Here is a 24295-nt window from a genome sequence, read left to right on the forward strand (position 1 = left end):
ATGGCAAGCAATCCGACCGCAAACCCGGCCGCTCGCGGCCGCGACCTGAAGGCGGCCTTCAAAGAGGCCGGCTTCGCCGCCTTCGTCACGCTGGGCCTCTGCATCCCGATCATCGCCTGGGGCACGCGCCAGAACATGGACAACGTCCTGGTGCTGGACCCGCGCTGGGATGCCGTCGCCTGGGCCGTCGGCATCGTCTTCGTCGGCCGCTTCCTGATGACGTTGCGCAAGCAGGGCCAGCAGGAGGGCAAGCCGACGGTGCGCATCCTGCCGCATGGCACCATCGCCTTCTTCCAGCGCCATTCGCGCGCCTTCTCGCTGTTCGGCCTCGGCTTCCTCGTCACCTTCCCGGCGATCGCGATCGGACTGGCGGGCTGGGGCGGCGCGCTGAAATGGATCGACAATTTCGGCATCCAGATCCTGATCTACGTCATGCTCGGCTGGGGCCTGAACATCGTCGTCGGCCTCGCCGGCCTGCTCGACCTCGGCTATGTCGCCTTCTATGCCGTCGGCGCCTATTCCTACGCGCTGCTCGCCAAGAATTTCGGGCTGTCCTTCTGGCTGCTGCTGCCGCTCGCCGGCATCCTCGCCGCCTTCTGGGGCATGCTGCTCGGCTTCCCGGTGCTGCGCCTGCGCGGCGACTATCTCGCCATCGTGACGCTGGCCTTCGGCGAGATCATCCGCCTCGTCCTGATCAACTGGACCGAGTTCTCCAATGGTTATGCCGGCATTTCCGGCATTCCGCGCCCCACCTTCTTCGGCATTCCCTTCACGGCGGCGGACAATGGTTTCGCCGCCGTTTTCGGTCTGGAGTTCTCGCCGCTCTATCGAACGATCTTCCTGTACTATCTGATCCTCTGCCTGGCGCTGCTGACCGCCTTCGTGACGCTGCGTCTGCGCCGCCTGCCGGTCGGGCGCGCCTGGGAGGCCCTGCGCGAGGACGAGATCGCCTGCCGCTCGCTCGGCATCAACACCACCAACACCAAGCTCACCGCCTTCTCGATCGGCGCCATGTTCGGCGGCTTCGCCGGCGCCTTCTTCTCGGCGCGGCAGGGCTTCATCTCGCCTGAATCCTTCGTCTTCATGGAATCGGCGGTGATCCTCGCCATCGTCGTGCTCGGTGGCATGGGTTCGCTCTGGGGCTGCGCCATCGCGGCGATCGCGATGATCGGCGGCACCGAGCTCCTGCGCGAGCTCGAATGGATGAAGCAGATCTTCGGCAACGACTTCGACCCGACGAAGTACCGCATGCTGATCTTCGGCTTCGCCATGGTGGTGATCATGATCTGGAAGCCGCGCGGCCTGATCTCGACCCGCGAGCCCACCGCCTTCCTCAAGGAGAAGAAGAAGATCTCCGCCGATATGGTCCAGGAGGGGCACGGCTGATGGCTACCTCCGCCCCCCAAAAGACGCCGCAGGGCCGCGCCCTGCTGGAGGTCGAGCAGGTCACCATGCGCTTCGGCGGCCTGACCGCCGTCAACGCCCTCACCTTCGAGGCCCGCAAGGGCGACATCACCGCCCTGATCGGCCCCAACGGCGCCGGCAAGACCACGGTCTTCAACTGCATCACCGGCTTCTACAAGCCGACGCAGGGCGTGATCTCGCTCAACCATGACGACGGCTCGACCTATCTGCTCGAGCGCATGCCGGACTTTCGCATCTCCTGGAAGGCCAAGGTCGCCCGCACCTTCCAGAACATCCGCCTCTTCGGCGGCATGACGGTGCTGGAGAACCTGCTCGTCGCCCAGCACAACCCGCTGATGGCGGCGTCGGGCTTCACCTTCCTGGGCGTGCTCGGCATCGGCGGCTACAAGGCGCGCGAGAAGGAGGCGATCGAGAAGGCCAAGTTCTGGCTCGACAAGATCAACCTGACCCATCGCGCCGACGATCCGGCCGCCGACCTGCCCTATGGCGACCAGCGCCGGCTGGAGATCGCGCGCGCGATGTGCACCGACCCCGTCCTGCTCTGCCTGGACGAGCCGGCCGCGGGCCTCAACCCGCGCGAGAGCCTCGACCTCAACACGCTGCTGCTCTCGATCCGCAAGGATATCGGCACGGCGCTGCTGCTGATCGAGCACGACATGTCGGTCGTCATGGAAATTTCGGACCATGTCGTGGTCCTCGACTACGGCACCAAGATCGCCGACGGCACGCCGGCCGAAGTGCAGGCCGACCCGAAGGTCATCGCCGCCTATCTCGGCGTCGATGACGAGGAGGTCGAAGAGGTCGAAGCGGAGGTCGGCATCTCGTGACTGCAGCCCAGCCCCTGCTCGCCGTCCGCGGCGTCAAGACCTATTACGGCAAGATCATCGCGCTGAAGGGCGTCGACATCGACGTCAATGCCGGCGAGATCGTCACCATGATCGGCGCCAACGGCGCCGGCAAATCCACGCTGATGATGACGATCTTCGGCAATCCGCAGGCCCGTGAAGGCTCGGTTACCTATGAAGGCCGCGATATCACGCGCATGCCGAGCCACGAGATCGCCCGTCTCGGCATAGCGCAGTCCCCCGAAGGAAGACGTATCTTCCCGCGTATGACGGTATTCGAAAACCTGCAGATGGGTGCCGCCGTCCGCAAGTTCGCGCATTTCGACGAGGATCTCGAAAAGATCTGCGCGCTCTTCCCGCGCATCAAGGAGCGCCTGCAGCAGCGCGGCGGCACGCTCTCGGGCGGCGAGCAGCAGATGGTCGCGATCGCGCGTGCCTTGATGGCGCGCCCGAAGCTGCTGCTGCTCGACGAGCCCTCGCTCGGTCTCGCCCCCCTGATCGTAAAGCAGATCTTCGAGGCGATCCGCGAGCTCAACCGGACGCAAGGGTTGACCGTCTTCCTGGTCGAGCAGAACGCCTTCCATGCGCTCAAGCTCGCCCATCGCGGCTATGTGATGGTCAACGGCGTCGTCACCATGAGCGGCACGGGCAAGGAACTGCTCGCCAATCCGCAGGTGCGGGCAGCTTATCTCGAAGGCGGGAGGCACTGACGATGCAGGGCATCCTCTACGAAGAACCGACGATCTGGCTCTTCCTGCTGGTCACGGTCGTCATGGGCGGCTGGCTCGCCTGGATGGCCGGCCGCGCCATCGCGATGACCTGGCGGCCGAACTGGCAGCTCGTCGTCTACATGCTGGTGCTCGGCCTGTTCGTGCGCTTCATCCATTTCGCGCTGTTCCAGGCGACATTGCTGACACTGCACTACTACATCGTCGACACGATCGTGCTGATCGCCTTCGGCTATGCCGGCTGGCGCTACACCCGCGCCAAGCAGATGACGCGGCAATATCACTGGCTGTTCGAGCGTGCCGGCCCCTTCGGCTGGAAGCCGCGGGCAGGCGCGGTGATCCGGCCTGAATTGCTCTGAAACCAGGGGCTGTGATGGCTCGCCGAACCGCGCCATGCGCCATCACAACGTCTAACGAGCTTGTCGCGTGACAGACCATCGGAAAAGCGCAAGACTGCGATCCACGGTGGCCAGAACGCGCCGAGACGGGCGGTCCGTCCAGCCCGTTGATCAATCAATACAGGGGAGTTGCATCACATGAAGAAACTGCTGTTGGGCGGTATTGCGCTCGGCGCGGTCCTTGCCTTTTCCGGCATGGCCAACGCGCAGATCAAGCTTGGTGTCGGCGGCCCGATCACCGGCCCGAACGCCGCGTTCGGTGCGCAGCTCAAGAACGGCGCCGAGCAGGCCGTCGAGGATATCAACGCCGCCGGCGGCGTCCTCGGCCAGAAGATCACCATCACGGTCGGCGACGACGTCTCCGATCCGAAGCAGGGCGTCTCGGTCGCCAACAAGTTCGTCGGCGACGGCGTGAAATGGGTCCTGGGCCACTTCAACTCCGGCGTCACCATGCCGGCCTCCGAAGTCTATGCCGAGAACGGCATCCTGATGATCTCGCCTTCGGCCACCAACCCGAAGATCACCGAGCGCGGCCTGTGGAACACCTTCCGCACCTGCGGCCGTGACGACCAGCAGGGCAGCGTCGCCTCGGCCTATCTCCTGAAAAACTTCAAGGACAAGAAGATCGCCGTCGTCCACGATAAGACGACCTATGGCCAGGGCCTGGCCGACGAAACCAAGAAGGGCCTCAACGCCGGCGGCGTCAAGGAAGTGCTCTACGAAGGCGTCAATGCCGGCGAGAAGGACTTCTCGGCGCTCGTCTCGAAGATCAAGGCGGCCGGTGCCGACTATCTCTACTGGGGCGGCCTGCACACCGAAGGCGGCCTGATCGTGCGCCAGATGCGCGACCAGGGCCTGAAGACGGTCCTCGTATCCGGTGACGGCATCACCACCGACGAGTTCGCCACGATCGGCGGCCCCGGCGTCGAAGGCACGCTGATGACCTTCCCGCCGGACCCGCAGAAGCGCCCTGAGGCGGCCGCCGTCCTCAAGAAGTTCGAAGCCAAGAACTTCAAGCCGGAAGCCTACACCCTCTACAGCTACGCCGCCGTCCAGATCATGGCCGAAGGCGCCAAGCGCGCGAACTCGGTCGATCCCAAGAAGATCGCCGACGTTCTGCATGGCGGCCAGCCGGTCAAGACCGTGATCGGCGACATCGGCTTCGACAAGAAGGGCGACATCACCCGTCCGGACTACACCGTCTACACCTGGAAGAAGGGTGCCGACGGCAAGATCACCTATGTCGAGAATTGATCTCGGCGGCTGATTCAGCCTCCTGAACGACAGAGCCCGCCCTGGACCATCCGGGGCGGGCTTTTTGCTGCGAAGCATCCGTGTCGACCCGAACGCTATTGACTCAATGTCTGCGGAACGACGCTCAAGCTCTTGAGAAAGCCCGCGAAACGCAGGAGCCCATCCGGCCAGGGGCCATGCCCGGATTCGCTGTTGAGATGGCCGCTATCGCCGGCATCGACGAATTCGGAGCCCCAGGCCTCGGCGAGCGCCTTCGCCTCGTCCGGCGTGCAATAGGGATCGGTCGCGCTGGCGATCAGCACTGAGGGAAACGGCAGCTTCTCGCGGCGATGCGCGATGAAATCCGGCCCCATGCCGGGCACCGCGCCCTTGGCCTTCTCGGAAGCCGGCGCGACCAGGAAGGCGCCCGCGACCTCGCCGGGATGCAGATGCTCGGCCGCAAAGGCGATCGCGCTGCAGCCGGCCGAGTGCCCGACGAGCACGACGGGGCGCGTCGCGGAGCGCACGGCCTTCACGATCTCATCGGCCCAGACATGGCGGGAGGGCTTGTACCAATCCGCCTGCTCGACGCGCCGCGCCGTCTTCAGGCGGGTCTCCCACCGGCTCTGCCAATGGTCGGGCCCGGAGCCCGACCAGCCGGGAACGATGAGGATATCGACGTCGGAGGATTTCATGATCGTAGAGCCGTCTTCCCGTGCGCGCTGCAGCGTGAAACGCTGCTGCGCAGACACGGGACCGTCTCACGAAGAAGCGCCTTTCCGTCATGCGGTCCCGCATCTGCGCAGCAGCACTTGCGTGCTGCCGCGCGTGCGGGATGACGAACCGGTGATAAAACTAAGTCGGCCCACCAACGGGTTCAAGCGTCCCCGAAGACCCGGCGGAAGATCGTGTCGACATGCTTGAAATGATAGCCCTCGTCGAACATCGCTTTGAGCTCGGACGCGGAGAGCTTCCCCGCGACGTCCTTGTCGGCCATCAGGTTGGTCAGGAAGTCTTCGCCGTGCTCCCAGGTCCGCATCGCATTGCGCTGGACCATGGCATAGCTGTCCTCGCGGCTCGCCCCCGCCTGGGTCAGCGCCAGCAGCACGCGCTGCGAATTGTGCAGGCCGCCGAGCTTGTCGAGATTCTTGCGCATGTTCTGCGGATAGATCAGCAGCTTGTCGACGACGCCGGTCAGCCGCGCCAGCGCGAAATCGAGCGTCACCGTCGCGTCGGGGCCGATCATGCGCTCGACCGAGGAGTGCGAGATGTCGCGCTCGTGCCAGAGTGCGACGTTTTCCAGCGCCGGCGTGACCATGCCGCGCACGAGGCGGGACAGGCCGGTCAGGTTCTCGGTCAGCACCGGGTTGCGCTTGTGCGGCATCGCCGAGGAGCCCTTCTGGCCCGGCGAGAAATACTCCTCGGCCTCGTAGACCTCGGTGCGCTGCAGATGGCGGATCTCGGTCGCAAGGCGTTCGACGCAGGAGGCGACGACGCCGAGCGTCGCGAAATACATCGCGTGCCGGTCGCGCGGGATCACCTGGGTCGAAACCGGCTCGACGGTGAGCCCCATCTTCTCAGCGACATAGGCTTCGACCTGCGGGTCGATATTGGCGAAGGTGCCGACGGCGCCCGAGATCGCGCAGGTCGCGATTTCGGCGCGGGCCGCAATGAGGCGGGCGCGGCAGCGGTCGAACTCGGCATAGGCCTGGGCGAGCTTCAGCCCGAAGGTCACCGGCTCGGCATGGATGCCGTGCGAGCGGCCGATGGTCGGGGTCAGCTTGTGCTCGAAGGCGCGGCGCTTGATCGCGGCGAGCAGCGCATCGACATCGGCGATCAGGATATCGGTGGCGCGCGCGAGCTGGACCGAGAGCGTGGTGTCGAGGATATCGGACGAGGTCATGCCCTGGTGGACGAAGCGCGCCTCAGGACCGACGATCTCGGCCAGATGCGTCAGGAAGGCGATGACGTCATGCTTGGTGACGCGCTCGATCTCGTCGATGCGCGCGACGTCGAAGACGGCGTCCTTGGCCTTGGCCCAGATCGTCGCGGCCGCCTCCTTCGGCACGACGCCGAGCTCGGCGAGCTTGTCGGTCGCATGCGCCTCGATCTCGAACCAGATGCGGAAGCGGGTCTGCGGCTCCCAGATGGCGACCATCTCGGGGCGGGAATAGCGCGGGATCATCGCAAGCCTTTCACACAATACGCGCCGTCATCCCGGACGACCGCAGGTCGCTCCGGGATCCATCATAGGGCTCGGCGCCCTATGATGGATCCCGGCGCTCCGCTTCGCTACGGCCGGGATGACGGCCGCTGTCTTCAGTCAAATCTCAAACCCACGACCCGCGCGCGGCTTCGGCCGCCCCACGGATCGCTTCGATATTGCCGGCATAGGCCGATGGCCCGCCCTTGAACACGGCCGAGCCCGCGACCAGCGTATCGGCACCGGCCTTGACGACCAGCGGCGCGGTCTCAGGCGTCACGCCGCCGTCGATCTCGATGGAGATCGGCCGGTCGCCGATCAGCGCCTTCACCTGCGCGACCTTCTCGACCACCGAACGGATGAAGCTCTGCCCGCCGAAACCGGGATTGACCGTCATCAGCAGGATGAGATCGACGTCCTCGATCAGCGCCTCGGCCGCGCTCGCCGGCGTGCCGGGATTGAGCACAATACCGGCCTGCTTGCCTTGCGCCTTGATCGCCTGCAGCGTGCGATGCGGATGCGGGCCAGCCTCGACATGGAAGGAGATCAGGTCGGCGCCGGCCTTGGCGAAGGCTTCGATGTAGGGGTCGACGGGCGCGATCATCAGATGCACGTCGAAGAACTTCTGGGTGTGCGGGCGGATCGCCTTCAGCACGTCGGGGCCGAAGGTGATGTTCGGCACGAAATGACCGTCCATCACGTCGCAATGGATCCAGTCGGCACCGGCGGCGTCGATCGCACGCACCTCCTCGCCGAGCTTGGCGAAATCGGCCGAGAGGATTGAAGGGGCGATGCGGATTGGGCTGGTCATGGGCGGGGGTTTAACGCCCCGAGCCGCCTGCCGCAATCGCGAAACCGGGCAATACAACGTCGTCATGCTCGGGCTTGACCCGAGCATCTCATGACACGGAGGCTCCAGCGCCTCCTCCTGAAAGAGATTCTCGGGTCAAGCCCGAGAATGACGCCCTAAATGGTCAGGCGCTCCGCCCCTGCCGCAGCGCCACCGGAAAGGAGAGCCGGCGGTCGGCTTCCGCCATTTCCGCCACCACCTGCGCGAAGGCCGGCCGCAGCTTCAGCCGCGCATACCACTCCGCTAATCCGGGATAGCCGTCGAGCGACGGCCCGCCGAGGCGACGAATGAAGAGCATGCTCATGAACAGCGCGATATCCGCCACCGACAACCGGCCGCCGAAGAACGGACGCCCCGCCAGCTTCTGCTCCAGCACGTCGTAATGACGCAGCAGCCCCTCCTCCGCGATCAGCGCATCCGCCTCCTGGGCAATGCGGCGGTCGCGATCCGGCGAAGGCGGCTCCGTGCGATGCATCAGGGGTTTCAAGGCCTGGAACAGGATCTCGTCGCCATAGAGCTCGTCGAGCCGGCAGCGCGCCCGATCGACGGGAGAATCCGGCATCAGCTTCGGCTCGGGATAGGCCTCGTCGAGATATTCGTTGATCACGGTGGAATCGTAGAGAACGAGCCCGCAATCGGTCAGCACCGGCACCTGCCGCTTCGGGTTGAGCGCCAGCACCTCGGGGTGCCGGGGATCGTAGCCCGTCGTCTGGTTGAACGGCACCACGACACGCTGGAAGGCGAGCCCCTTCTCGGTCAGCGCGATCTCGACCTTGCGTGAGAACAGGCTCAGCGGCCCGGAATAAAGGGTGATCATGGCGCGGCTCTCCTGCGACGGGGAAAGCCTCGCAAGCCCTTGCGTCAACGCCCGTCAGCAGCCTCCCGGCGCCGAATCCGGGTCGCAACGCCGCCAAGCAGCCAGGGCAGCAGGTAAATCGGAAACTGCGCCAGCGCGAAATAGAGGAAGGTCGTCGGCGAGACTCCGGCTCCCAGCGCCGCGACGAGCAGGCCCATGTTCCGCTGCCCGGTGCCATAGCCGATCATGAAGCGCTCGGAGGCCGGCAGCAGCCGCAGCACCAGCCAACTCGACGCCAGCCCCGCGGCCGAAACCGCGAAGACGCATCCCAGCACGAACAGCACGAGCCGCGGATTGTCGAGCGCGGCTTTGGTCACGCCGTCCATCGCGGCGATGGCGAAGATGAAATACATCAGCACGCCGAAGCCATCGAGATTGGCCTTCATCGCCTTGACGCGCGCCAGCCCGAGCCAGAGCCGGATCGCCGCGGCCACCGCCATGCCGCCGCCGATGAAGATCAAGAGGCGCAGCGTCAGCGCCCAGCGGTCGAGCGGCACCGCGGCGCCTGCCAGATGTTCGACCAGGATCGGCGCGACGATGGGGCTGACGATCGTGGTCAGGATGACGCTGGCGATGATCAGCGAGGGCTCGAAGCCGTAGAGGATCGCGACCGCCGGCGAGGACATGATCGGTGGTGCCGCCCCCATGATCGCGAGCCCGAGCACGATGCCGGGATCGAGGTTCTCGCGCCCGACCAGCAGCAACGCTCCGCCGATGAGCAGGGCCGGCCCTGCGATCAGCCAGGCGCAGCTCGCGGCGAGTTTCGCCGGGCGCCGCAGCAGCCCGAGCGTCACGCTCATGTCGAGCCGCATGAACACGACCGTCGTGAAACAGAAGATCGTGATCGGCAGCGCCGGCCGCGCCATCGCCGAGAATTGTGGCAGCGCCAGCCCGAGGAAGATCGAGAGCGCGAATCCTTGCGTGCCATGGCGGCCGAGCCACGCGAGCGCGGCAGCGAGGGAGGCGGCAGGATTCATCGGCTTGGGCTCTGGAATCGCTCTCGAAACAGACGCACACTGGCTGAAGGCAGGCGCAGCGTCACCTCCCGGCAAGGCAGCCCAGTCCTGCGCCGGCATAAAATTGCGCCCAAGCCGGCCGATTGCGGCTCACGCCAAACGGCTCGGTAGAGTTGGCGCAGAAATTGCGAAAGATCATCCCATTCCGCGCAAAATTCGGTCGCGCCGCTGACAAGCCGGCGCAAACCGGTATCCTTGCGGGAAAAGGGTTGGCAGGAGCAGGTCATGAAGGTGGATACGATCGTTCTCGGCGCCGGTGTCGTCGGCATTTCGGTCGCGCTTCATCTCCAGAAGGCCGGGCGCGCCACCTTGCTGGTTGACCGTCGCGCGCCAGGCGAGGAAACCAGCTACGGCAATGCCGGCCTGATCCAGCGCGAGGGCGTCTACCCCTACGGCTTCCCGCATGATTTCGGCGCGCTCATCCGCTACGCGATGAACAACACCATCGACGCTCACTATCACTGGAGCGCGATCCCGAAGCTCGCTCCCTTCCTGTTCTCCTACTGGATGCATTCGCGCGCTTCGCATCACGAGGCGATCGCCCATAAATACGCGACCCTGATCGAGCATTGCGTCACCGAGCATGACGCGCTCGCTCAGGAAGCCGGCGCGACCAACCTGCTGCGCCGCGACGGCTGGATGAAGGTGTTCCGCACCGAGAAGGAGCGCGACACCCGCCTCGCCGAGGCCGCCCGCTGGAATCGCGAGTTCGGCCTGAACTACCGCGCGCTCGACATGGCGACCCTCAAGGCCGAGGAGCCGCATCTCGACCATGGCAGCCTGATCGGCGGCCTGCACTGGACCGACCCGACGACGGTAGTCGACCCGCTCGGCCTGTCGAAGGCCTATGTCGCGCTGTTCGAGAAGCTCGGCGGAAAGCTCGCCATCGGCGATGCCGGCACGCTCCAGCAGAACGGTGCCGGCTGGACCGTCACGCTCGCCGACGGCACCATGGCCGAGGCGAAGGACGTCGTCGTCGCGCTCGGCCCCTGGGCGGACGTGCTCAGCAACAAGCTCGGCTATCGCCTGCCGCTCGCGGTCAAGCGCGGCTACCACATGCATTACAAGCCGCAGGGCAACGCCGTGCTCAACCATCCGGTGCTCGACACCGAGCGCGGCTATTTCCTCGCCCCGATGCTGCAGGGCATCCGCCTGACCACCGGCGCCGAATTCGCCGATCGCGATGCGCCCAAGACTCCCGTGCAGCTCGCCCGCGCCGAGCCGATCGCCAAACAGCTCTTCCCGCTCGGCGAGCGCGTCGATGCCGAGCCCTGGCTCGGCCGCCGCCCCTGCACGCCGGACATGATGCCGATCATCGGCCCCGCGCCGAAGCACAAGGGCCTCTGGTTCTCCTTCGGCCACGCCCATCACGGCCTGACGCTCGCCGCGGTCACCGGCCGCATGATCGCGGAAATGGTGACGGGCCAGAAGGTTTTCGTCGACCCGGCTCCGTTCGCCCCGGCGCGGTTCGCCTAACCGCGGTCATAGAGCACCTGTCATCCCGTGCGCGCCGCAGCGTGAAGCGCTGCTGCGCAGACACGGGACCGCCCTCTGGAAAAGGCGCCCTCTCGTCGCACGATCCCGCATCAGCGCAGCAGCACTGCGTGCCGCAGCGCGTACGGGATGACACACTCGGCGCGTGCGGGATGACACCTAGGCAGCGCATTCGGGATAACCGACCTGCGTCCTGCCCCCTCGCCTCCCGGCGCGCTCCCTGCCACGATCCCGCTTCCGATTCCCGACCGAGACCTCGCCATGGCCCTCGCCAAACCGCCCGTCCAGGACAATGCCTACGCCGCCGCGCTCGCGCTGCTCGATCGCGTGCCGCTGATCGACGGCCATAACGACCTGCCCTATGTCATCCGCAAGGACCGCAACGCGAAGGGCGACGTCGCCACCTATGGCCTCGACAAGGTCCATACCGAGGGCGACACCGACATCCCGCGCATGCAGGCCGGCAAGATGGCGGCGCAGTTCTTCGCGGCCTATGTCCCGCCTAGCCATCCGAAGCCCGCCGGCTTCGCGCTCGCCCAGATCGCGCTGATGCGCGGCATCCTGAAGCGCCACGCGGACGTCTTCCGTCCCGGCCTCTCGGCCGCCGATGTCGAAGCCGCCAAGGCCGAGGGGCGGATCGCGCTGTTCATGACGATCGAGAACGGTTCGGCTGTCGATGGCGAGCTCGATGCACTCGACGCCTATTACGATCTCGGCGTGCGCCTGATGACGCTCTGCCACAACGACACCACCGACTGGTGCGATTCCGCGACCGACGCCCCGCGCCATAACGGGCTCACCGCGTTCGGCAAGGACGTGCTGCGTCGGATGAACAAGCTCGGCATGGTCATCGATCTCGCCCATGTCGCACCGAAGGTGATGCACGATGCGCTCGACGTCTCCAGCGCCCCGCTCGTCTGGTCGCATTCCAACGCCTTCACGCTCTGCGACCATCCGCGCAATGTTCCCGACGACGTGCTCGACCGCGTCGCCGGCAATGGCGGCATCGTCATGGCGACCTTCGTGCCGGACTTCATCAGCCAGGCCTCCCGCGACTGGCACCGCCCGGCCAAGGACCAGTACGGCAAGACGCCCGATGGCATGGACAGCGCCAAGGCCGAAGCCGAGATCACGGCCAAGTCCGGCCCGCGCCCGAAGGCGACGCTCCCCGAGTATTGCGACCATGTCGACTATCTCGCCAAGCGCATCGGCCATGACCATGTCGGCATCGGCTCGGACTTCTTCGGCTGGGTCAATCCGGACGGGCTCGAGGACACGACGACCTTCCCGTCGGTGATTGCGGAGCTGATCCGTCGCGGCTGGTCGGAAGAGAACCTGACCAAGCTCGCCGGCGGCAACATGCTGCGCGTGCTGCGCGCGGTGGAGAAGGCGGCGGGCTGAACGCTCGCGACCTCGTCATGGTCGGGCTGGCCCCGACCATCCATGTCTTTGCTGGTCTGGCGTGGGGTCAAGACGCGGATGCTCGCCACAAGGGCGAGCATGACGTATGAGCTTGCCCAACGCGCCCGGCCATCCCGGGCGCAAAGCAGCCTCATCGCAAAGACAAGACCTGATTCCCCATGACCGGTTCCGGCACCGACCGCACCCGCCCGGCCCTCCAGGCCCCCGCCCCCATCGTCATCCTGGTCGAGCCGCAGCTCGCCGAGAATATCGGCATGTGCGCCCGCGCCATGGCGAATTTCGGCCTCTCCGAGATGCGCCTCGTCGCACCGCGCGACGGCTGGCCGAGCGGCGGCGGCCTCAAGAAGGGCGCGACCGCGGCCGCCTCCGGTGCCACCCATATCCTGGAGAACGCCCGGCTCTTCGATAGCGCCGCCGAGGCCATCGCCGATCTCAACCATGTCCTGGCGACGACCGCCCGCGAGCGCGGCCAGATGAAGCGCGTGCTCACCCCGGCCGAGGCGATGCCGGAGGTTGCCGGACGCATCGGCTCCGGCGAGCGCGTCGGCATCCTCTACGGGCGCGAGCGCATCGGCCTGACCAATGAGGAGATCAGCCTGGCCGACGCGATCCTGACTTTTCCGGTCAATCCGGCCTTCGCCTCGCTGAACCTCGCCCAGGCCGTGCTGCTCAACGGTTATGAATGGTTCAAGACCACCAATGGCGAGCCGCCCTTCCGCGAGAACAATCCCTCGCCGCCGGCCAAGCGCGAGATGATCCTGTCGATGTTCGACTATCTCGAGGCCGAGCTCGACCTCTGCGGCTTCTTCCCGCCCGGCAAGAAGCCGGTCATGACGGCGAACCTGCGCGACATCCTGCACCGGCTCGACATGACCGAGCAGGAGGCCCGGACGCTGCGCGGCGTCTTCAAGTCGCTGGTCGAAGGCCCGAAGAAGGCGAAGCTCCTGGCGCGGCAGGCCGATGGGGCTGACGGAGCTGGGGACTGAGACTTCGCTTGGCGATAGAAACACGCCGTCATTCCGGGCGGAGCGAAGCGGAGACCCGGAATCCATCATAGAGCTCCGCTCCCTCCGATGGATTCCGGATCGGCGCCGCTTCGCGGCTTGTCCGGAATGACGTGCGAAGGGGCAGACAGGACAACAAAAAAGCCGGCCCCGAAGGGCCGGCTCGTCTGGTCGGGGGGTCTCGAAACGCCCGGTCAGAATTGGTATTTCATCGTCGCCTTCACGGTGCGGCCGGGCTCGCTGTAGTAGTCGCGGGCCTGGGCCAGAACGCCGGTCGGGACGTTGACGGCATCGAAATACTTGCGATCGAAGATATTGTAGACGCCGACCTGGAATTCAAGGTCCGCGATCTGCGGCATCGGGCGCCACCAGGCCGAAGCGTTGAAGAGCGCATAGCCCGGCGCCCGGAAGCCCTGGGCCGACCCGGTCGTCGCCGCGACGTCGTCACGCTTGCCGGCGAGCTTGGTCGAAACCTCCGCGCCCCATGTCTCCGTCCCATAGGCGATGGCGACGATGCCCTGCATCGGCGGGATCGAGTTCAGGAAGGTGTTGTCGCTCTTGTTCATGCCCCGCGTATAGGCAAAGGAGCCGCGCACCAGCCAGTTCGGCGCGAAGGCATACTGGCCGTTGATCTCGACGCCCTGGATTTCCGCCTTCGGAATATTGCGGAAGGTCGTGATGCCGCCCTGCGGATACAGGCCGCCGACGCCCGGAGCCTGGGACTGGTAGGTATCGATGAAGTTCCGGTAGTTCGAGTGGAAATAGGTGATCGAGCCGCCGAGCTGCTTGTCGCCGAGGCGCAGGCCGACATCGATGCCATTGCCGATTTCAGGCCGGAGCGTCGGGTTGCCCGCACGCAGATAGGTGGAAGGCCCGCCGAAGCGGCCATAGAGCTCGTCGGCCGTCGGCGCCCGGAAGGTCTTGGCCCATTGCGCGAAGAGGGTGACGTCCTTCACGACGGGCGCGTTCTTGAGGATGTCGTATTCGAACCGGATGCGCGGCGACCAGGCGTTGTCGCTCGATGACGGCGGCAGGCCGACCGGGCGCGAGCCGCTATTGGTATAGGCTGGCGTGTTCTGCGGCGATTCCTCGTACCAGTCGAAACGCACGCCCGGCGTCACCCGCAGCCGGTTGTCGAGCATGCCGATCTCGTCATGCAGGTAGAGGCCGACAAGCTTGCCATCGACCTTCGGCTGGTCGGCCTGGTTGGTGAACAGGTTGTTGCAGGTCGCGAAGGCGCCCGAATACGACCCCGAAGCCGGGCGGGCCGGGCAGTTGTCGACGCCGGCCGAATACTGCTCCAGCGACGACATGCGCAGTTCGGTGCCGGCCGTGATCCGGTGCGAGAGCGCGCCGGTCTGGAAGCTCTTGATGACATGGCCGTTGAAGCCGTAGGCGTTCTGTTCGTTCTCGTTGTCGCGCGCATAGGGGCCGACGATGCTGGTATAGCGCCAGGCATTGACGAGGTCGTTGCGCTTCAGGCGCTGCCAATAGGCGATGGCATGAGCCTCGTCGAAGAACGAGCCCGGCACCTTGTAGTCATAGCTCAGCGAGACGCGGTTGCGCTCGACATCCTCGCCGGTCTGGTAGGAACCAGGGCGGAAATTGCCGGTCAGCGACACCGTGCTGGTGCGGGTCTGTACCCGGTCGGCGCGCTTGAAGAACTCGCCCTGGATGCCGAAGCGGTGATCGCCGACCTGCTGATAGATCTTGGTGAGGAAGTTGTACTGGTTGAAATCGCTCGGGTTCGGCGCCGTGCGCGTCGCCCCGATCGCCTTGTAGTTGCCTTTGCTGTCGATCTGGTGCCCGTCGCGGAAGCCGCCCTGGAGCAGGACGGAGGTGTCGCCCAGGCGGGCGGCCGCCGCCGCGCTGCCGAACCAGGCGCGATCCGTGCTGTCATAGCCGGTCTTCGCGAGGGCGCCGTAGGACCGGCCGTTGCGGATCAGATCCTCGGGATCGAGCGTGCGGACCGCCAGCGCGCCGCCCAACGCTCCGTTGCCGAGCGTGCTGCCGCCGCTGCCACCGCGCAGCAGATCGAGCGTCGAGAGGGAATCGAAGTCGAAGGCATTCTGGGCGCCGCGCGTGACGCGCGTATCGACCAGGAAGGGCTGGCGGATGCCGTCGATCGTCGTCAGCACGCGCGCGCCGTCGAGGCCCCGGATGTTCAGCGAATTGGTCGTCCGGTTGAACGTGATGCCGGCTTCGACCCGGTTGGACAGGTCGGTCAGGCTCGTGATCTGCTGGCGGTCAAGCTCCTGGCGGGTGACGCGTGTCGTCGTCGGCCCGTTGAGCAGCGCTCCACCGGGCTGCCCCTCGCCCTGCACGTTGATCTGGTCGAGAACGACCGGCGCATCCGAATTCTGCACCACCGGTGCGGTGCGGGTCCGGCTCTGTTGCTGGGCGATGGCGGGCGAAGCCAGCAGCACCACCATCAAAGTTCCGAGCGCGACCCCCTCGCGCAATGAGCCGGAATACGTCCCCATGGCCTTGACCCGTCCTTCTGAATGCCGCACGCGAACTCGCCGCAGCTCAACAGTTTTAAATTAATACAAACAAGATCTTATCTGCCCCAGATAAGACAATATTCGGATATTGAGCGAATCGATAACTGTCAATCATCTGCATCTCGAAGGAGATTTCCCGATGCAGGAAGATCACAATGGTAGAATTCCTCTAAATAATAAGATTGCATCGGCCAATTCCAGACTAGCGTCACTCCGTTCCTTTTGTGACGCCCGGGCGAAGCTCCCGATCTCGTGATCGATGCGGATCGGCAAGCGGCCTCCCCGCCATTGCAATGCAAAACTTCGCGCACATTCTCCTGTCATGAGTTCACGTCATTCCGGGTTGAATCGTCGCAAGCTGCTGACCGGAGGCGGCGCCATGGCCGCGAGCTTCGCCATAGCCGGTCGGGTGGCTGCTGCGAGGGATGTCGACGTCGTCGTGATCGGCGCCGGAGCGGCCGGCATCGCGGCCGCCCAGGCCCTGCGTGCCGCCGGGCGGCAGGCCGTCGTGCTCGAAGCCCGCAGCCGTGTCGGCGGTCGCGCCTTCACCGATGCCTCGCTCGGCCCGATCTATGATGCCGGCGCGATGTTCATCCATTGGGCCGAGCGCAACCCCTGGGTCCAGATCGCCCGTGACCTCGGCATCGCCACGCCCTCAGAACCGTGGGGAAGCGGCTTCAAGGTCTTCGCGGACGGCCGCCCCATGGCGGAGCCTGAGCGCCGGCGTCGCCGCGACGCCTTCGGCCAGATCGATCGCCGGCTGGAAACGGTCGATCTCGGCCAGCGCGACATGTCTGTCGCCGAATTGCTGGGGGATCTCGGCCCGGAGCTCGCACCCGTCGCCGCCTCCGGCCTGCTGCTCTCGATCGGCGAGGAATCGAGCCGCATTTCCGCACGCGACTACCAGCGCCTGTGGTCGGGCGACGATCTCATCGTGCCCTCGGGCTACGGCAATCTCGTCGCACGTTCGGCCGCCGGGCTCGACATCCGCCTGAACGAAGCCGTCGAGACGATCCGCTGGGATGGGCCGGACGTTAGCGTTGCCACGCATTCCGGGACGCTGCGGGCCAAGGCCTGCGTCGTCACGGTGCCGGTCGGCGTGCTCAAGGCCGGTACGATCCGCTTCGTCCCCGAACTGCCCACAACGACGCGCGACGCGCTGGCCGGCCTGCATATGGGCGCGCTGACCAAGATCGCGCTGAAGGTGGAGGGCGACCGCTTCGGCATCACGCCCGGAGCGACCTATCTCGAAGCGGCTGCGCCCGAGCGGCTGATGAATCTCGACATGTTCCCGGGCGGGCAGGACATCGTCATCGGCTATTGCGGCGGCGACTATGCCCGCAAGCTCTCGGAAGCGGGAACCGACGAGGCGCGGGCGCATCTGGTCGATCTCCTGGTGAAGATGGTCGGCGCCGATTTCCGAAAGGCCGTGAAGGCGGTCTCCTTCCCGGCCTGGTGGACTGATCCCTTCGCCCGCGGCTCCTATTCGATCTGCGATCCCGGCCACGAGGCAGCGCGCGACGCCCTCGCCCAGCCGATCGGCAACCGCCTGTTCATCGCCGGCGAAGCGACGGCGGGCGGTGGCGCGATGACGGTCGGCGGTGCGACGCTCGCCGGTCGGGCAGCCGCCGCAGCGATCGCGCGGCTGAAGGCCTGACGGGCATCAGGCCGCAGCGGTTCGAAGGGGCCCTCCCTGCGACCAGCCTGAAATCCTGCTCAATTCGAGACAGTGGATAAACGCGCCATTGACCATCCCTTAACCGGTCTCTGGCGGAGTCGGGCTTTGAAATCCTCGGCACCACCATGCAAGTCGATCTCCTCGCCGGCACGGGCTATCGCCCCTTCACGATCCCCCGGCCTCAGCCGACCATCCTCGTCTTCGATTCCGGTCTCGGCGGCCTCACCGTGCTCGGGCGCACGACCCAGGCCTGCCCCGGCGCCCATATCGTCTATGCCGCCGACGATGCCGGTTTCCCCTATGGCCGATTGAGCGAGGAGGAACTCGTCATCCGCGTCCTCGCGGTCATGGAGCGCCTCGTCGCGCGCTTCCATCCCGATCTCGCGGTCATCGCCTGCAATACGGCCTCGACGCTGGTGCTGCCGGCGCTCAGGGCCCGTTTCGCCATTCCCTTCGTCGGCACCGTGCCGGCCATCAAACCGGCCGCGGCGGCGACGCGCAGCGGCATGATCTCGGTGCTGGCGACCCCCGGAACCGTGGCGCGCGACTACACCCGCGAACTGATCGAGACCTATGCGGCCAGCCACCACGTCACGCTCGTCGGCGCGACGCGTCTCGCCGGCCTCGCCGAGCAGGCGCTGAAGGGGGAGGCCGTCGACGACGCGGTCCTTGCCGCCGAGATCGCGCCCTGCTTCGTCGAGGCGAACGGCCGCCGCACCGATGTCGTCACCCTCTCCTGCACGCATTACCCCTTGCTGCTGGAACGGATGAAGCGGCTCGCGCCCTGGCCGGTCGAGTGGATCGATCCGGCCCCCGCGATCGCGCGCCGCGTCGCCGATCTCCTGTCCGGCGCGCGGCAGCCCGATTCGACCTGCCACGACGCGACCGCGGTCTTCACCAACGGCTCCGGGCTGACCGGTCCCTTGCGCATCGCTCTGGCCGGCTACGGGCTGGCGCAGGTCGTCATCGAGCCCATGCCGCTGGCAAACTGAGGGAACCGGCGGTCGGCCTCGACGTTTTGGTGCTGGCGACCATCGCGGAGGAACGCACCCATGAGAAAGCTGCTGTTATTGCTGGCGCTTGTCGCCGGCTTCGCCTTCGCCGGCGCCGGAGCCAGCACGGAAGCGCAGGCGAGGCCCCATGGCTGGCACAAGGGCCATGGTCATCACGCCGTCTATCGCCACGGTCCGCGCCGGCACCACGGCTGGAATCGCGGCCATCACTACGGCTGGCACAAGCATCGCCCGCGCCACCACCATTATCGCCACCATCGGCATTGGCGCTGATCCCGGCTTTTGGCCGGTTCGGAATTGACTCGAAGCCGGCTTTCCGTCATACGCCCTTTCGTCGCGCGGCTCCTCACGGGGCCGCGTGGCTTTTTCCGCACCCGTGATCCGCTCTTCTTCGGAAGCTGGATCTGTCGCCCCGGCCAATATGCGGGGGAGCAGGAGGGCGCGGTCCTCAACTCGCGAACCTGAGAGGACACGCGACATGTCGAAGCGCCATGAGGCGAAGTACAAGATTGACCGCCGCCTCGGTCAGAACATCTGGGGCCGTCCGAAGTCCCCGGTCAACCGTCGTGAATACGGCCCCGGCCAGCACGGCCAGCGCCGCAAGGGCAAGCCGTCCGACTTCGGCACGCAGCTCCGCGCCAAGCAGAAGCTGAAGGGCTATTACGGCTCGATCTCCGAGAAGCAGTTCCGCCGCTACTACGCCGAGGCGATCCGCCTGAAGGGCGACTCGGGCGAGAACCTCGTCGGCCTGCTCGAGCGTCGTCTCGACGCCGTGATCTACCGCGCCAAGTTCGTGCCGACCGTCTTCGCGGCCCGCCAGTTCGTCAACCACGGCCACATCACCGTGAACGGCAAGCGCGTCAACATCGCGTCCTATCAGGTCAAGCCGGGCGACGTGATCGCGGTCAAGGAGAGCTCGCGCCAGCTCGCCATCGTCATCGAGTCGGCCGCCCTCGCCGAGCGCGACGTGCCGGACTACATCGACGCCGACCACAGCAAGTCCACGGCCACCTACACCCGCACCCCGACCCTGTCGGACGTGCCCTACGCGGTGCAGATGGAGCCGAACCTGGTCATCGAGTTCTACTCTCGGTAAGCCGTTCGGAACGGGAACAAATACCCGTTTGTTTTCAACGATTTGGAGGGCGACGAGATTTCGCCGCCCCCCACACGCCACCCCACACGTTTTCCCCCTCACGCTTTTAGAGGGTGCCTATTCGGTCCGGTTGTTGAGCGTGCGCTCCCGCCCTTGTTCGCTAAGATTGCCGCACACCACCCAACAGCAGCCGTCCGTCACACCTCTTCGAAAATGTGGCGTCCACGGCTTTTGACCCGCAGCTCGCCCTCGGTCGAATGGTCACCACGGGCCATCAGCAGCGCATCCTCGACCCTCTTTTGCGGTTCACAGAAGCTTGAATGCTCTGAGAAGTATGTGGCGAACGCCTGTGCATCATCGAGACTTGGCGGATCGGAATTGCGCGATAGGCTCAGAGCGGCCGTTAATGCCAGTCGATACAGCGGGGCCGCAAAGTTGAGCAGGCTGCGACCGCATCTAGGAACCTTAAGCGTGTCTGGAGTGACGGGGTTTCCGTGAAGAAACTGGTTACGCACGTGGTTGAGACGCTCATACAGCTCGCCCGCAAGGTTCGTCTCATAAACGCGGCGCTGCTTCTTGAAGCCTCGGTCAATCTCGAACTTGCTTTTCCTCTGCCAGTCGACGCCCGATAACAGCTCCAAGACCTGTCCGATGCCTGAGCCCTTGTTATGCGCGAGTATCTCGAACGCGCTAACACGTGCAAAGCCGAGCGGCATTGTCCTCGATGAGGCCGACGCCGCACTCGTGAAGGGAATGCTGACGCGTGGGGACCGCCAGCACGACATCGCTGCGTGGTTTGGGGTCAATGGAGGTCGTGTCGCAGAGATCGCTACCGGCGATCGCTTTCCAGACGTCGCGCCGGCAGCGTTAGATGAACTTCCGGCCGCTGGACCCTATCCGGCGGGTAAGGTTGCCGTTGCCGCAATCGCTGCGCTTGCGAAGTCCGCTCTGGCCGCCGCTGAAGCCATCAGGGGCAGGGCAGGTCTAGTAGGCCGTGATCAACATAAAGGGGGCCTCGACCATCGTCGGGGCTCCCAATTCGGGGCTTTTCTCGAGCTTTTACCAATCCCATTGCGCAGCTAGCGAGCATTAATCGAGCTTAATAAGATCAGAAATTTTCGACCAAAGGAAAGCATCGAATTCATCATGTTCAAGCATCGCGTTAATTCGCGCGTCCCTTTTAGCTACGCTATGCAGCCTCTGCAAACAAGCATCATAGATTGCAGCAGATGAACGATTGACTCTGACGTGGCCGTTTGCATAAGCAATGATACCATTGATAGATTGTTTAAATTTTTTCAATTCTTCGCCATGTATACCAGTATGAACCAATATACTATCAAGTATATTCCGCCATCCTCGTGCATCGATTGCAGCGGGCTCTGATTTGTCTGCCTTCGACCGCCACCAATGATACTCCAAATCACCAGCATGCTTGTGCCATACGGATTTTGCCCATGGGTACGCTTTCTCAGGATTTACTGCTTCGCCAATGAAAGGCTGGTTCGCCAGTGTGCCCGGCGATCTTCCTGAGGACCTAACTATCCCTTCCTGCGTCTGAGCAAAAATAAATCCCTGCGGCAGGCACCCGATCAACTTAATAGTGGCCGCATGAAACGAGACATTTGCAACATTGGCAATCTTTTCAGTAACATCTAATGGACTGGCAAACTGCTGGGCAATCTCAAGAACCCATTTTGTAGGCATAAGTAATTCTGATGCGAAGCGGTTTGCTTCGCCCTCGAGCTGCCAATAGTCAGCATTTTCGTCACCATTACCAATGTCTGTTTCGTCAACGATCGAACCCGTGTGCCAGGGTATGAGAACGTGACCTAATTCGTGAGCAAGTGTGAACCGCATCCGGTTGCGACTTCTGCCCACTGAATTCACAAGAATTCGGGGTTTTTTTCCAGGCTGCTTTAGATCGAGACAAACCCCATCGACATCAACCGGAAACGCTAATTCCTCAATAGTCGCGTAATCTTTAACCAGCTTTTCGATGTCGATAGGAGGTGTGAGGCCTTTACGGTCAACAAGCCGCCTTGCCAAATTAACTTCAGGCGAGAAACTCAACCTAACTTACCCTGTTCAGTCAGCCATCTTTGAAGGCGTGCGATTTTGATATTATCGTCAGATCTTGCCGCCAAGCGCCTCTGATTAAAATTGTCATTAACGGCCTCCGTAAGAGGTCGCTTCTGATGACGGGCCGCGATTATGATCGGAAGCATGTCAGGCTCCCGAAGCCAAAGCGAATACTCAGCCTCATTCATACCGAGGTATTGATGCAGCTCGAGGGTAGTCTCTCGGTCCTTATGCCAAGCATCAACAAAATCGTCGATCTCATCGTACAGGACTTCACCGACGAGAGCCAATGACAGAAAAGAATGCATGGAGTTAGACATCAATTCGCCTTCCCTTTACGGCCGGCTTTAGCCAATCTTCAGAAACGGGATCCATGACACCCAAATGGTTTCCACGAGCATCATAAACTTCAACCTCTCCGTGGAGGGCGTCCCATTCGTAAAGCCGCTTCCCCCCGTGGCTTCTCCACCGCTTTTTACCCCCGAAGGCCCCAAGAAGTTCAAAATCATCGAATATCGACGGTTTGGGTATGGTCTTGGTCAAGAGCGCACCACCGAGCCAACTTTGTAACTGAGTTTCAATATCGTGGGACGTTATGGTTGGACGCCTAAAAACGCAACGAGCTGGCGTCCACGGGTAAAGAAATTGGTCGTTCCCCCAGAGACGACGATCTCGAATAATTCGGCAACCACCGCGATCTCGGATCGACCTCAGGTATCTGAACTGTAACTGTCTGCATCAGTGGCATCTCCCAACCCAAGCACCTTCCGGACGGTTGCCGGTAGTTTGACCGCTTCTACGCAGACCCGTTTGGCCTGCGAGAGGTCGCCTTTGAAGTACACGCCGAGGGTTGGGTCGTTCTTCGGCTGCTCGTGTCCCACGACCTGCCGCACAACATGCGGAGGCTGGCTAGCCAGGATGGCCTGCGAAATGAACCAGCGGCGGAAAGAGTGAAAGTTGACGCGGGACACCCCTCCGCCTTCCGGTCGGTCATCGACGCCTGCATCCAGCCTCAGGCGATGAAAGTAGGCGCTCATGTTCGATCCGCGCTTCCCGTCGCGGTCCGGCTCTCCGGCTTCGGGGAGCAGCCAGTCATCCGGCTTTCGTCCGTCCGTCGCTCAATAAGTATCGACAAGGCGGGGTGGATCGGGACTTTACGCTTCGCTGCTCTGGTTTTTGTGCCACTCACGTCGAAGACGTCGTCCATGCACTGACTGACAGTCAGGCAGCAGGCCTCGTTGATCCGCATCCCTGACAGCAACGACAGAAGCATCAGGTCGCGAAGTCCCGCATTCTTGACCTTGCCGAAAAGCGTGGGACTTGCCAACCCCTGCTCCGCTAACCAGTCCCTGAACGCTTCCAGCATTCCCCGGTACTCGCGAATCGTCCTCGGAGCCCGCAGCGTCCCCCGCTTCCCCGGCTCAGCCAACCATGTCTCCATGTGGTGCAGAAGCGGGGTCGCCCGGCCGAACGCGATGTCCGCGAACCCCTTGGCCCGCTCACTTCCCTGCTCCCGCTGGATCGCCTCGCCTCTTGCCTGCACTTCGTCCACGAGGATGTCGCCCGCGATCTCGACCTCGATCTCCTCCTCGCATCCCGTGTCAGGGTCGAAGACTGTCGAGGGGATGCACACCCGTCCGCCAGCCCGAACGCCCTGAAGCTGTTCTCTAAAGGCCATCGCCTCCGCAGTGAGGGGGTCGGTCTCGGGACGCCTGCGGCATGCCTCATCAATGCGTGCGTGCAGTTCCAGCAGTGCCTTTGGAAGCCGAGCCTCGGCAACATGCTTGTCTCTGGTCGAGAGCCCCTTCTTCAGGCGCTTCGCCCCGACCGCAGCACGCTTCGCCGGTGGGACCTCAACTACAGCCACAAACCCCGGCCCGCGCTTCTCCAGATACCCAGCGACTTTGACCACCCCACATGCCTCCCCACACGTTCTACCCCACACGCATACCAATAAAGGGTGCAACGTCAATGAGTTCAGCGCGTTAGGTAGGTCGAAAATCGAGTTCTACTCGCGCTGATCGGCGGCAACGCCCACGGCCTTTCAAGGCCTGGACACAATTCAGGGGATGGCCTTCGGGCCGTCCCCTTTTTTATTCTGCCGCACGGTCGAAGCTGCCGGATGGCGGCGCCGACGACGATCCGGAGAACGGGATGAGAGCCCGAAAGACGTTTCACGGCACTCTAGCGACCGCCGCAATCCTGGTCGCAGTGGCATCAGGGCTGAGCGCGACCTTGTCCGCGACGGCCTCGGCCGAAGTGCGCTTCGGCCGCAATGTGCGCGTGGGCGGGCACGATTTCTCCAACCAGCGCTTCGATCGCAAGCGGCGCGCCGAGATCTATCTCTATGACCGCACCCCGGCCCGATCGGGCTGCGTCTGGCGCGCGGACGGCCGCGGCGGGCGCGTGAAGACCTGTCACCTGCGCCGGATCAGGTAGAGCGCGTCC

General features: G+C 64.4%; 24 protein-coding genes. 13 read left to right on the top strand and 11 right to left on the bottom strand.

Annotated features, from left to right (window positions below; translation table 11 throughout):
* The 5 genes from livM to JHD80_RS08055 all read left to right on the top strand — a co-directional run bounded on the left by livM (position 1) and on the right by JHD80_RS08055 (position 4650).
* Positions 1-1386 carry a high-affinity branched-chain amino acid ABC transporter permease LivM gene (livM, locus tag JHD80_RS08035; protein WP_199085857.1) on the top strand — a complete coding sequence of 462 codons (1386 nt, stop codon included), beginning with the start codon at positions 1-3 and terminating at the stop codon, positions 1384-1386.
* A gap of 65 nt (positions 1387-1451) precedes the next feature.
* The gene (locus tag JHD80_RS08040) at positions 1452-2252 is read left to right on the top strand and encodes an ABC transporter ATP-binding protein (RefSeq protein ID WP_465246504.1); all 801 of its coding nucleotides are present in this window, start codon (positions 1452-1454) and stop codon (positions 2250-2252) included.
* Entirely contained in the window at positions 2249-2980 is a 732-nt protein-coding gene (locus tag JHD80_RS08045) for an ABC transporter ATP-binding protein (protein ID WP_349237232.1), read from the top strand. Before JHD80_RS08040 ends, JHD80_RS08045 begins: the two co-directional genes overlap by 4 nt.
* 2 nt (positions 2981-2982) lie before the next feature.
* Positions 2983-3357, top strand: a complete 375-nt coding sequence (locus JHD80_RS08050; RefSeq protein ID WP_199085859.1) for a DUF6867 family protein — start codon at positions 2983-2985, stop codon at positions 3355-3357.
* 177 nt (positions 3358-3534) lie between these two features.
* Complete coding sequence (locus JHD80_RS08055; protein ID WP_199085860.1) at positions 3535-4650, top strand: branched-chain amino acid ABC transporter substrate-binding protein; 1116 nt, start codon at positions 3535-3537, stop codon at positions 4648-4650.
* A gap of 95 nt (positions 4651-4745) precedes the next feature.
* Here the strand turns inward: JHD80_RS08055 and JHD80_RS08060 are convergent, their stop codons facing one another.
* The 5 genes from JHD80_RS08060 to JHD80_RS08080 all read right to left on the bottom strand — a co-directional run bounded on the left by JHD80_RS08060 (position 4746) and on the right by JHD80_RS08080 (position 9515).
* Positions 4746-5324: an RBBP9/YdeN family alpha/beta hydrolase gene (locus JHD80_RS08060; protein ID WP_199085861.1), complete on the bottom strand. Its 579-nt coding sequence runs from the start codon at positions 5322-5324 to the stop codon at positions 4746-4748.
* A gap of 182 nt (positions 5325-5506) precedes the next feature.
* A complete protein-coding gene (gene purB / locus JHD80_RS08065) occupies positions 5507-6814 on the bottom strand; it encodes an adenylosuccinate lyase (protein WP_199085862.1) in 1308 nt (435 codons plus the stop codon).
* A gap of 145 nt (positions 6815-6959) precedes the next feature.
* Complete coding sequence (gene rpe, locus JHD80_RS08070; RefSeq protein WP_199085863.1) at positions 6960-7643, bottom strand: ribulose-phosphate 3-epimerase; 684 nt, start codon at positions 7641-7643, stop codon at positions 6960-6962.
* Positions 7644-7806: 163 nt separating this feature from the next.
* On the bottom strand, positions 7807-8499 hold the full coding sequence (locus tag JHD80_RS08075) for a glutathione S-transferase family protein (protein ID WP_210339830.1): 693 nt from the start codon (positions 8497-8499) through the stop codon (positions 7807-7809).
* 44 nt (positions 8500-8543) lie between these two features.
* Positions 8544-9515, bottom strand: coding sequence for a hypothetical protein (locus JHD80_RS08080; RefSeq protein WP_199085864.1), 972 nt, complete (start codon positions 9513-9515; stop codon positions 8544-8546).
* 264 nt (positions 9516-9779) lie between these two features.
* Between JHD80_RS08080 and JHD80_RS08085 the strand changes: the two genes are divergently transcribed.
* From JHD80_RS08085 to JHD80_RS08095, 3 genes are all read left to right on the top strand, one after another.
* The gene (locus JHD80_RS08085) at positions 9780-11030 is read left to right on the top strand and encodes an NAD(P)/FAD-dependent oxidoreductase (RefSeq protein ID WP_199085865.1); all 1251 of its coding nucleotides are present in this window, start codon (positions 9780-9782) and stop codon (positions 11028-11030) included.
* A gap of 279 nt (positions 11031-11309) precedes the next feature.
* Complete coding sequence (locus JHD80_RS08090) at positions 11310-12449, top strand: dipeptidase (protein WP_199085866.1); 1140 nt, start codon at positions 11310-11312, stop codon at positions 12447-12449.
* 179 nt (positions 12450-12628) lie between these two features.
* Positions 12629-13456 carry an RNA methyltransferase gene (locus JHD80_RS08095; protein WP_199085867.1) on the top strand — a complete coding sequence of 276 codons (828 nt, stop codon included), beginning with the start codon at positions 12629-12631 and terminating at the stop codon, positions 13454-13456.
* Between the two features lie 212 nt (positions 13457-13668).
* On the opposite strand, the gene JHD80_RS08100 is transcribed toward JHD80_RS08095, so the two are convergent.
* A complete protein-coding gene (locus tag JHD80_RS08100; RefSeq protein WP_199085868.1) occupies positions 13669-15957 on the bottom strand; it encodes a TonB-dependent hemoglobin/transferrin/lactoferrin family receptor in 2289 nt (762 codons plus the stop codon).
* 400 nt (positions 15958-16357) lie between these two features.
* On the opposite strand from JHD80_RS08100, the gene JHD80_RS08105 reads away from it, so the two are divergent.
* From JHD80_RS08105 to rpsD, 4 genes are all read left to right on the top strand, one after another.
* Entirely contained in the window at positions 16358-17635 is a 1278-nt protein-coding gene (locus JHD80_RS08105; RefSeq protein WP_248311443.1) for a flavin monoamine oxidase family protein, read from the top strand.
* 146 nt (positions 17636-17781) lie between these two features.
* Entirely contained in the window at positions 17782-18648 is an 867-nt protein-coding gene (gene murI / locus JHD80_RS08110) for a glutamate racemase (RefSeq protein ID WP_199085870.1), read from the top strand.
* A 60-nt stretch (positions 18649-18708) separates the two neighbouring features.
* The gene (locus JHD80_RS08115) at positions 18709-18942 is read left to right on the top strand and encodes a hypothetical protein (protein ID WP_199085871.1); all 234 of its coding nucleotides are present in this window, start codon (positions 18709-18711) and stop codon (positions 18940-18942) included.
* Between the two features lie 205 nt (positions 18943-19147).
* The gene (rpsD, locus tag JHD80_RS08120; protein ID WP_199085872.1) at positions 19148-19765 is read left to right on the top strand and encodes a 30S ribosomal protein S4; all 618 of its coding nucleotides are present in this window, start codon (positions 19148-19150) and stop codon (positions 19763-19765) included.
* A gap of 197 nt (positions 19766-19962) precedes the next feature.
* On the opposite strand, the gene JHD80_RS08125 is transcribed toward rpsD, so the two are convergent.
* The 5 genes from JHD80_RS08125 to JHD80_RS08145 all read right to left on the bottom strand — a co-directional run bounded on the left by JHD80_RS08125 (position 19963) and on the right by JHD80_RS08145 (position 23759).
* Positions 19963-20481 (bottom strand): hypothetical protein, encoded by a 519-nt coding sequence (locus tag JHD80_RS08125; protein WP_199085873.1) that lies wholly within the window; start codon positions 20479-20481, stop codon positions 19963-19965.
* 373 nt (positions 20482-20854) lie between these two features.
* On the bottom strand, positions 20855-21838 hold the full coding sequence (locus tag JHD80_RS08130; RefSeq protein WP_199085874.1) for an ImmA/IrrE family metallo-endopeptidase: 984 nt from the start codon (positions 21836-21838) through the stop codon (positions 20855-20857).
* Positions 21839-22159: 321 nt separating this feature from the next.
* Positions 22160-22390 carry a colicin E3/pyocin S6 family cytotoxin gene (locus JHD80_RS08135; protein ID WP_199085875.1) on the bottom strand — a complete coding sequence of 77 codons (231 nt, stop codon included), beginning with the start codon at positions 22388-22390 and terminating at the stop codon, positions 22160-22162.
* 167 nt (positions 22391-22557) lie between these two features.
* Entirely contained in the window at positions 22558-22884 is a 327-nt protein-coding gene (locus tag JHD80_RS08140) for a site-specific integrase (protein WP_199085877.1), read from the bottom strand.
* Positions 22881-23759: a site-specific integrase gene (locus JHD80_RS08145; RefSeq protein ID WP_199085879.1), complete on the bottom strand. Its 879-nt coding sequence runs from the start codon at positions 23757-23759 to the stop codon at positions 22881-22883. The genes JHD80_RS08140 and JHD80_RS08145 overlap by 4 nt, the downstream gene beginning before the upstream one ends.
* 242 nt (positions 23760-24001) lie before the next feature.
* On the opposite strand from JHD80_RS08145, the gene JHD80_RS08150 reads away from it, so the two are divergent.
* A complete protein-coding gene (locus JHD80_RS08150) occupies positions 24002-24286 on the top strand; it encodes a hypothetical protein (protein WP_199085881.1) in 285 nt (94 codons plus the stop codon).
* The last annotated feature ends 9 nt before the right edge of the window (positions 24287-24295 follow it).

Origin of the sequence: Allobosea sp. ASV33, from assembly GCF_016428755.1 — a bacterium.
GTDB lineage: Bacteria > Pseudomonadota > Alphaproteobacteria > Rhizobiales > Beijerinckiaceae > Allobosea.

Excerpts from the sequence above, each read along its gene's own strand:
- livM (WP_199085857.1), top strand. The coding sequence starts at position 1 with ATGGCAAGCAATCCGACCGCAAACCCGGCCGCTCGCGGCCGCGACCTG.
- murI (WP_199085870.1), top strand. The coding sequence starts at position 17,782 with ATGCAAGTCGATCTCCTCGCCGGCACGGGCTATCGCCCCTTCACGATC.
- JHD80_RS08055 (WP_199085860.1), top strand. The coding sequence starts at position 3,535 with ATGAAGAAACTGCTGTTGGGCGGTATTGCGCTCGGCGCGGTCCTTGCC.
- JHD80_RS08095 (WP_199085867.1), top strand. The coding sequence starts at position 12,629 with ATGACCGGTTCCGGCACCGACCGCACCCGCCCGGCCCTCCAGGCCCCC.
- JHD80_RS08085 (WP_199085865.1), top strand. The coding sequence starts at position 9,780 with ATGAAGGTGGATACGATCGTTCTCGGCGCCGGTGTCGTCGGCATTTCG.
- JHD80_RS08115 (WP_199085871.1), top strand. The coding sequence starts at position 18,709 with ATGAGAAAGCTGCTGTTATTGCTGGCGCTTGTCGCCGGCTTCGCCTTC.
- JHD80_RS08090 (WP_199085866.1), top strand. The coding sequence starts at position 11,310 with ATGGCCCTCGCCAAACCGCCCGTCCAGGACAATGCCTACGCCGCCGCG.
- JHD80_RS08150 (WP_199085881.1), top strand. The coding sequence starts at position 24,002 with ATGAGAGCCCGAAAGACGTTTCACGGCACTCTAGCGACCGCCGCAATC.
- JHD80_RS08100 (WP_199085868.1), bottom strand. The coding sequence starts at position 15,957 with ATGGGGACGTATTCCGGCTCATTGCGCGAGGGGGTCGCGCTCGGAACT.
- JHD80_RS08125 (WP_199085873.1), bottom strand. The coding sequence starts at position 20,481 with ATGCCGCTCGGCTTTGCACGTGTTAGCGCGTTCGAGATACTCGCGCAT.
- JHD80_RS08075 (WP_210339830.1), bottom strand. The coding sequence starts at position 8,499 with ATGATCACCCTTTATTCCGGGCCGCTGAGCCTGTTCTCACGCAAGGTC.
- rpsD (WP_199085872.1), top strand. The coding sequence starts at position 19,148 with ATGTCGAAGCGCCATGAGGCGAAGTACAAGATTGACCGCCGCCTCGGT.
- JHD80_RS08140 (WP_199085877.1), bottom strand. The coding sequence starts at position 22,884 with ATGAGCGCCTACTTTCATCGCCTGAGGCTGGATGCAGGCGTCGATGAC.
- purB (WP_199085862.1), bottom strand. The coding sequence starts at position 6,814 with ATGATCCCGCGCTATTCCCGCCCCGAGATGGTCGCCATCTGGGAGCCG.
- rpe (WP_199085863.1), bottom strand. The coding sequence starts at position 7,643 with ATGACCAGCCCAATCCGCATCGCCCCTTCAATCCTCTCGGCCGATTTC.
- JHD80_RS08080 (WP_199085864.1), bottom strand. The coding sequence starts at position 9,515 with ATGAATCCTGCCGCCTCCCTCGCTGCCGCGCTCGCGTGGCTCGGCCGC.
- JHD80_RS08060 (WP_199085861.1), bottom strand. The coding sequence starts at position 5,324 with ATGAAATCCTCCGACGTCGATATCCTCATCGTTCCCGGCTGGTCGGGC.
- JHD80_RS08050 (WP_199085859.1), top strand. The coding sequence starts at position 2,983 with ATGCAGGGCATCCTCTACGAAGAACCGACGATCTGGCTCTTCCTGCTG.
- JHD80_RS08105 (WP_248311443.1), top strand. The coding sequence starts at position 16,358 with ATGGCCGCGAGCTTCGCCATAGCCGGTCGGGTGGCTGCTGCGAGGGAT.
- JHD80_RS08040 (WP_465246504.1), top strand. The coding sequence starts at position 1,452 with ATGCGCTTCGGCGGCCTGACCGCCGTCAACGCCCTCACCTTCGAGGCC.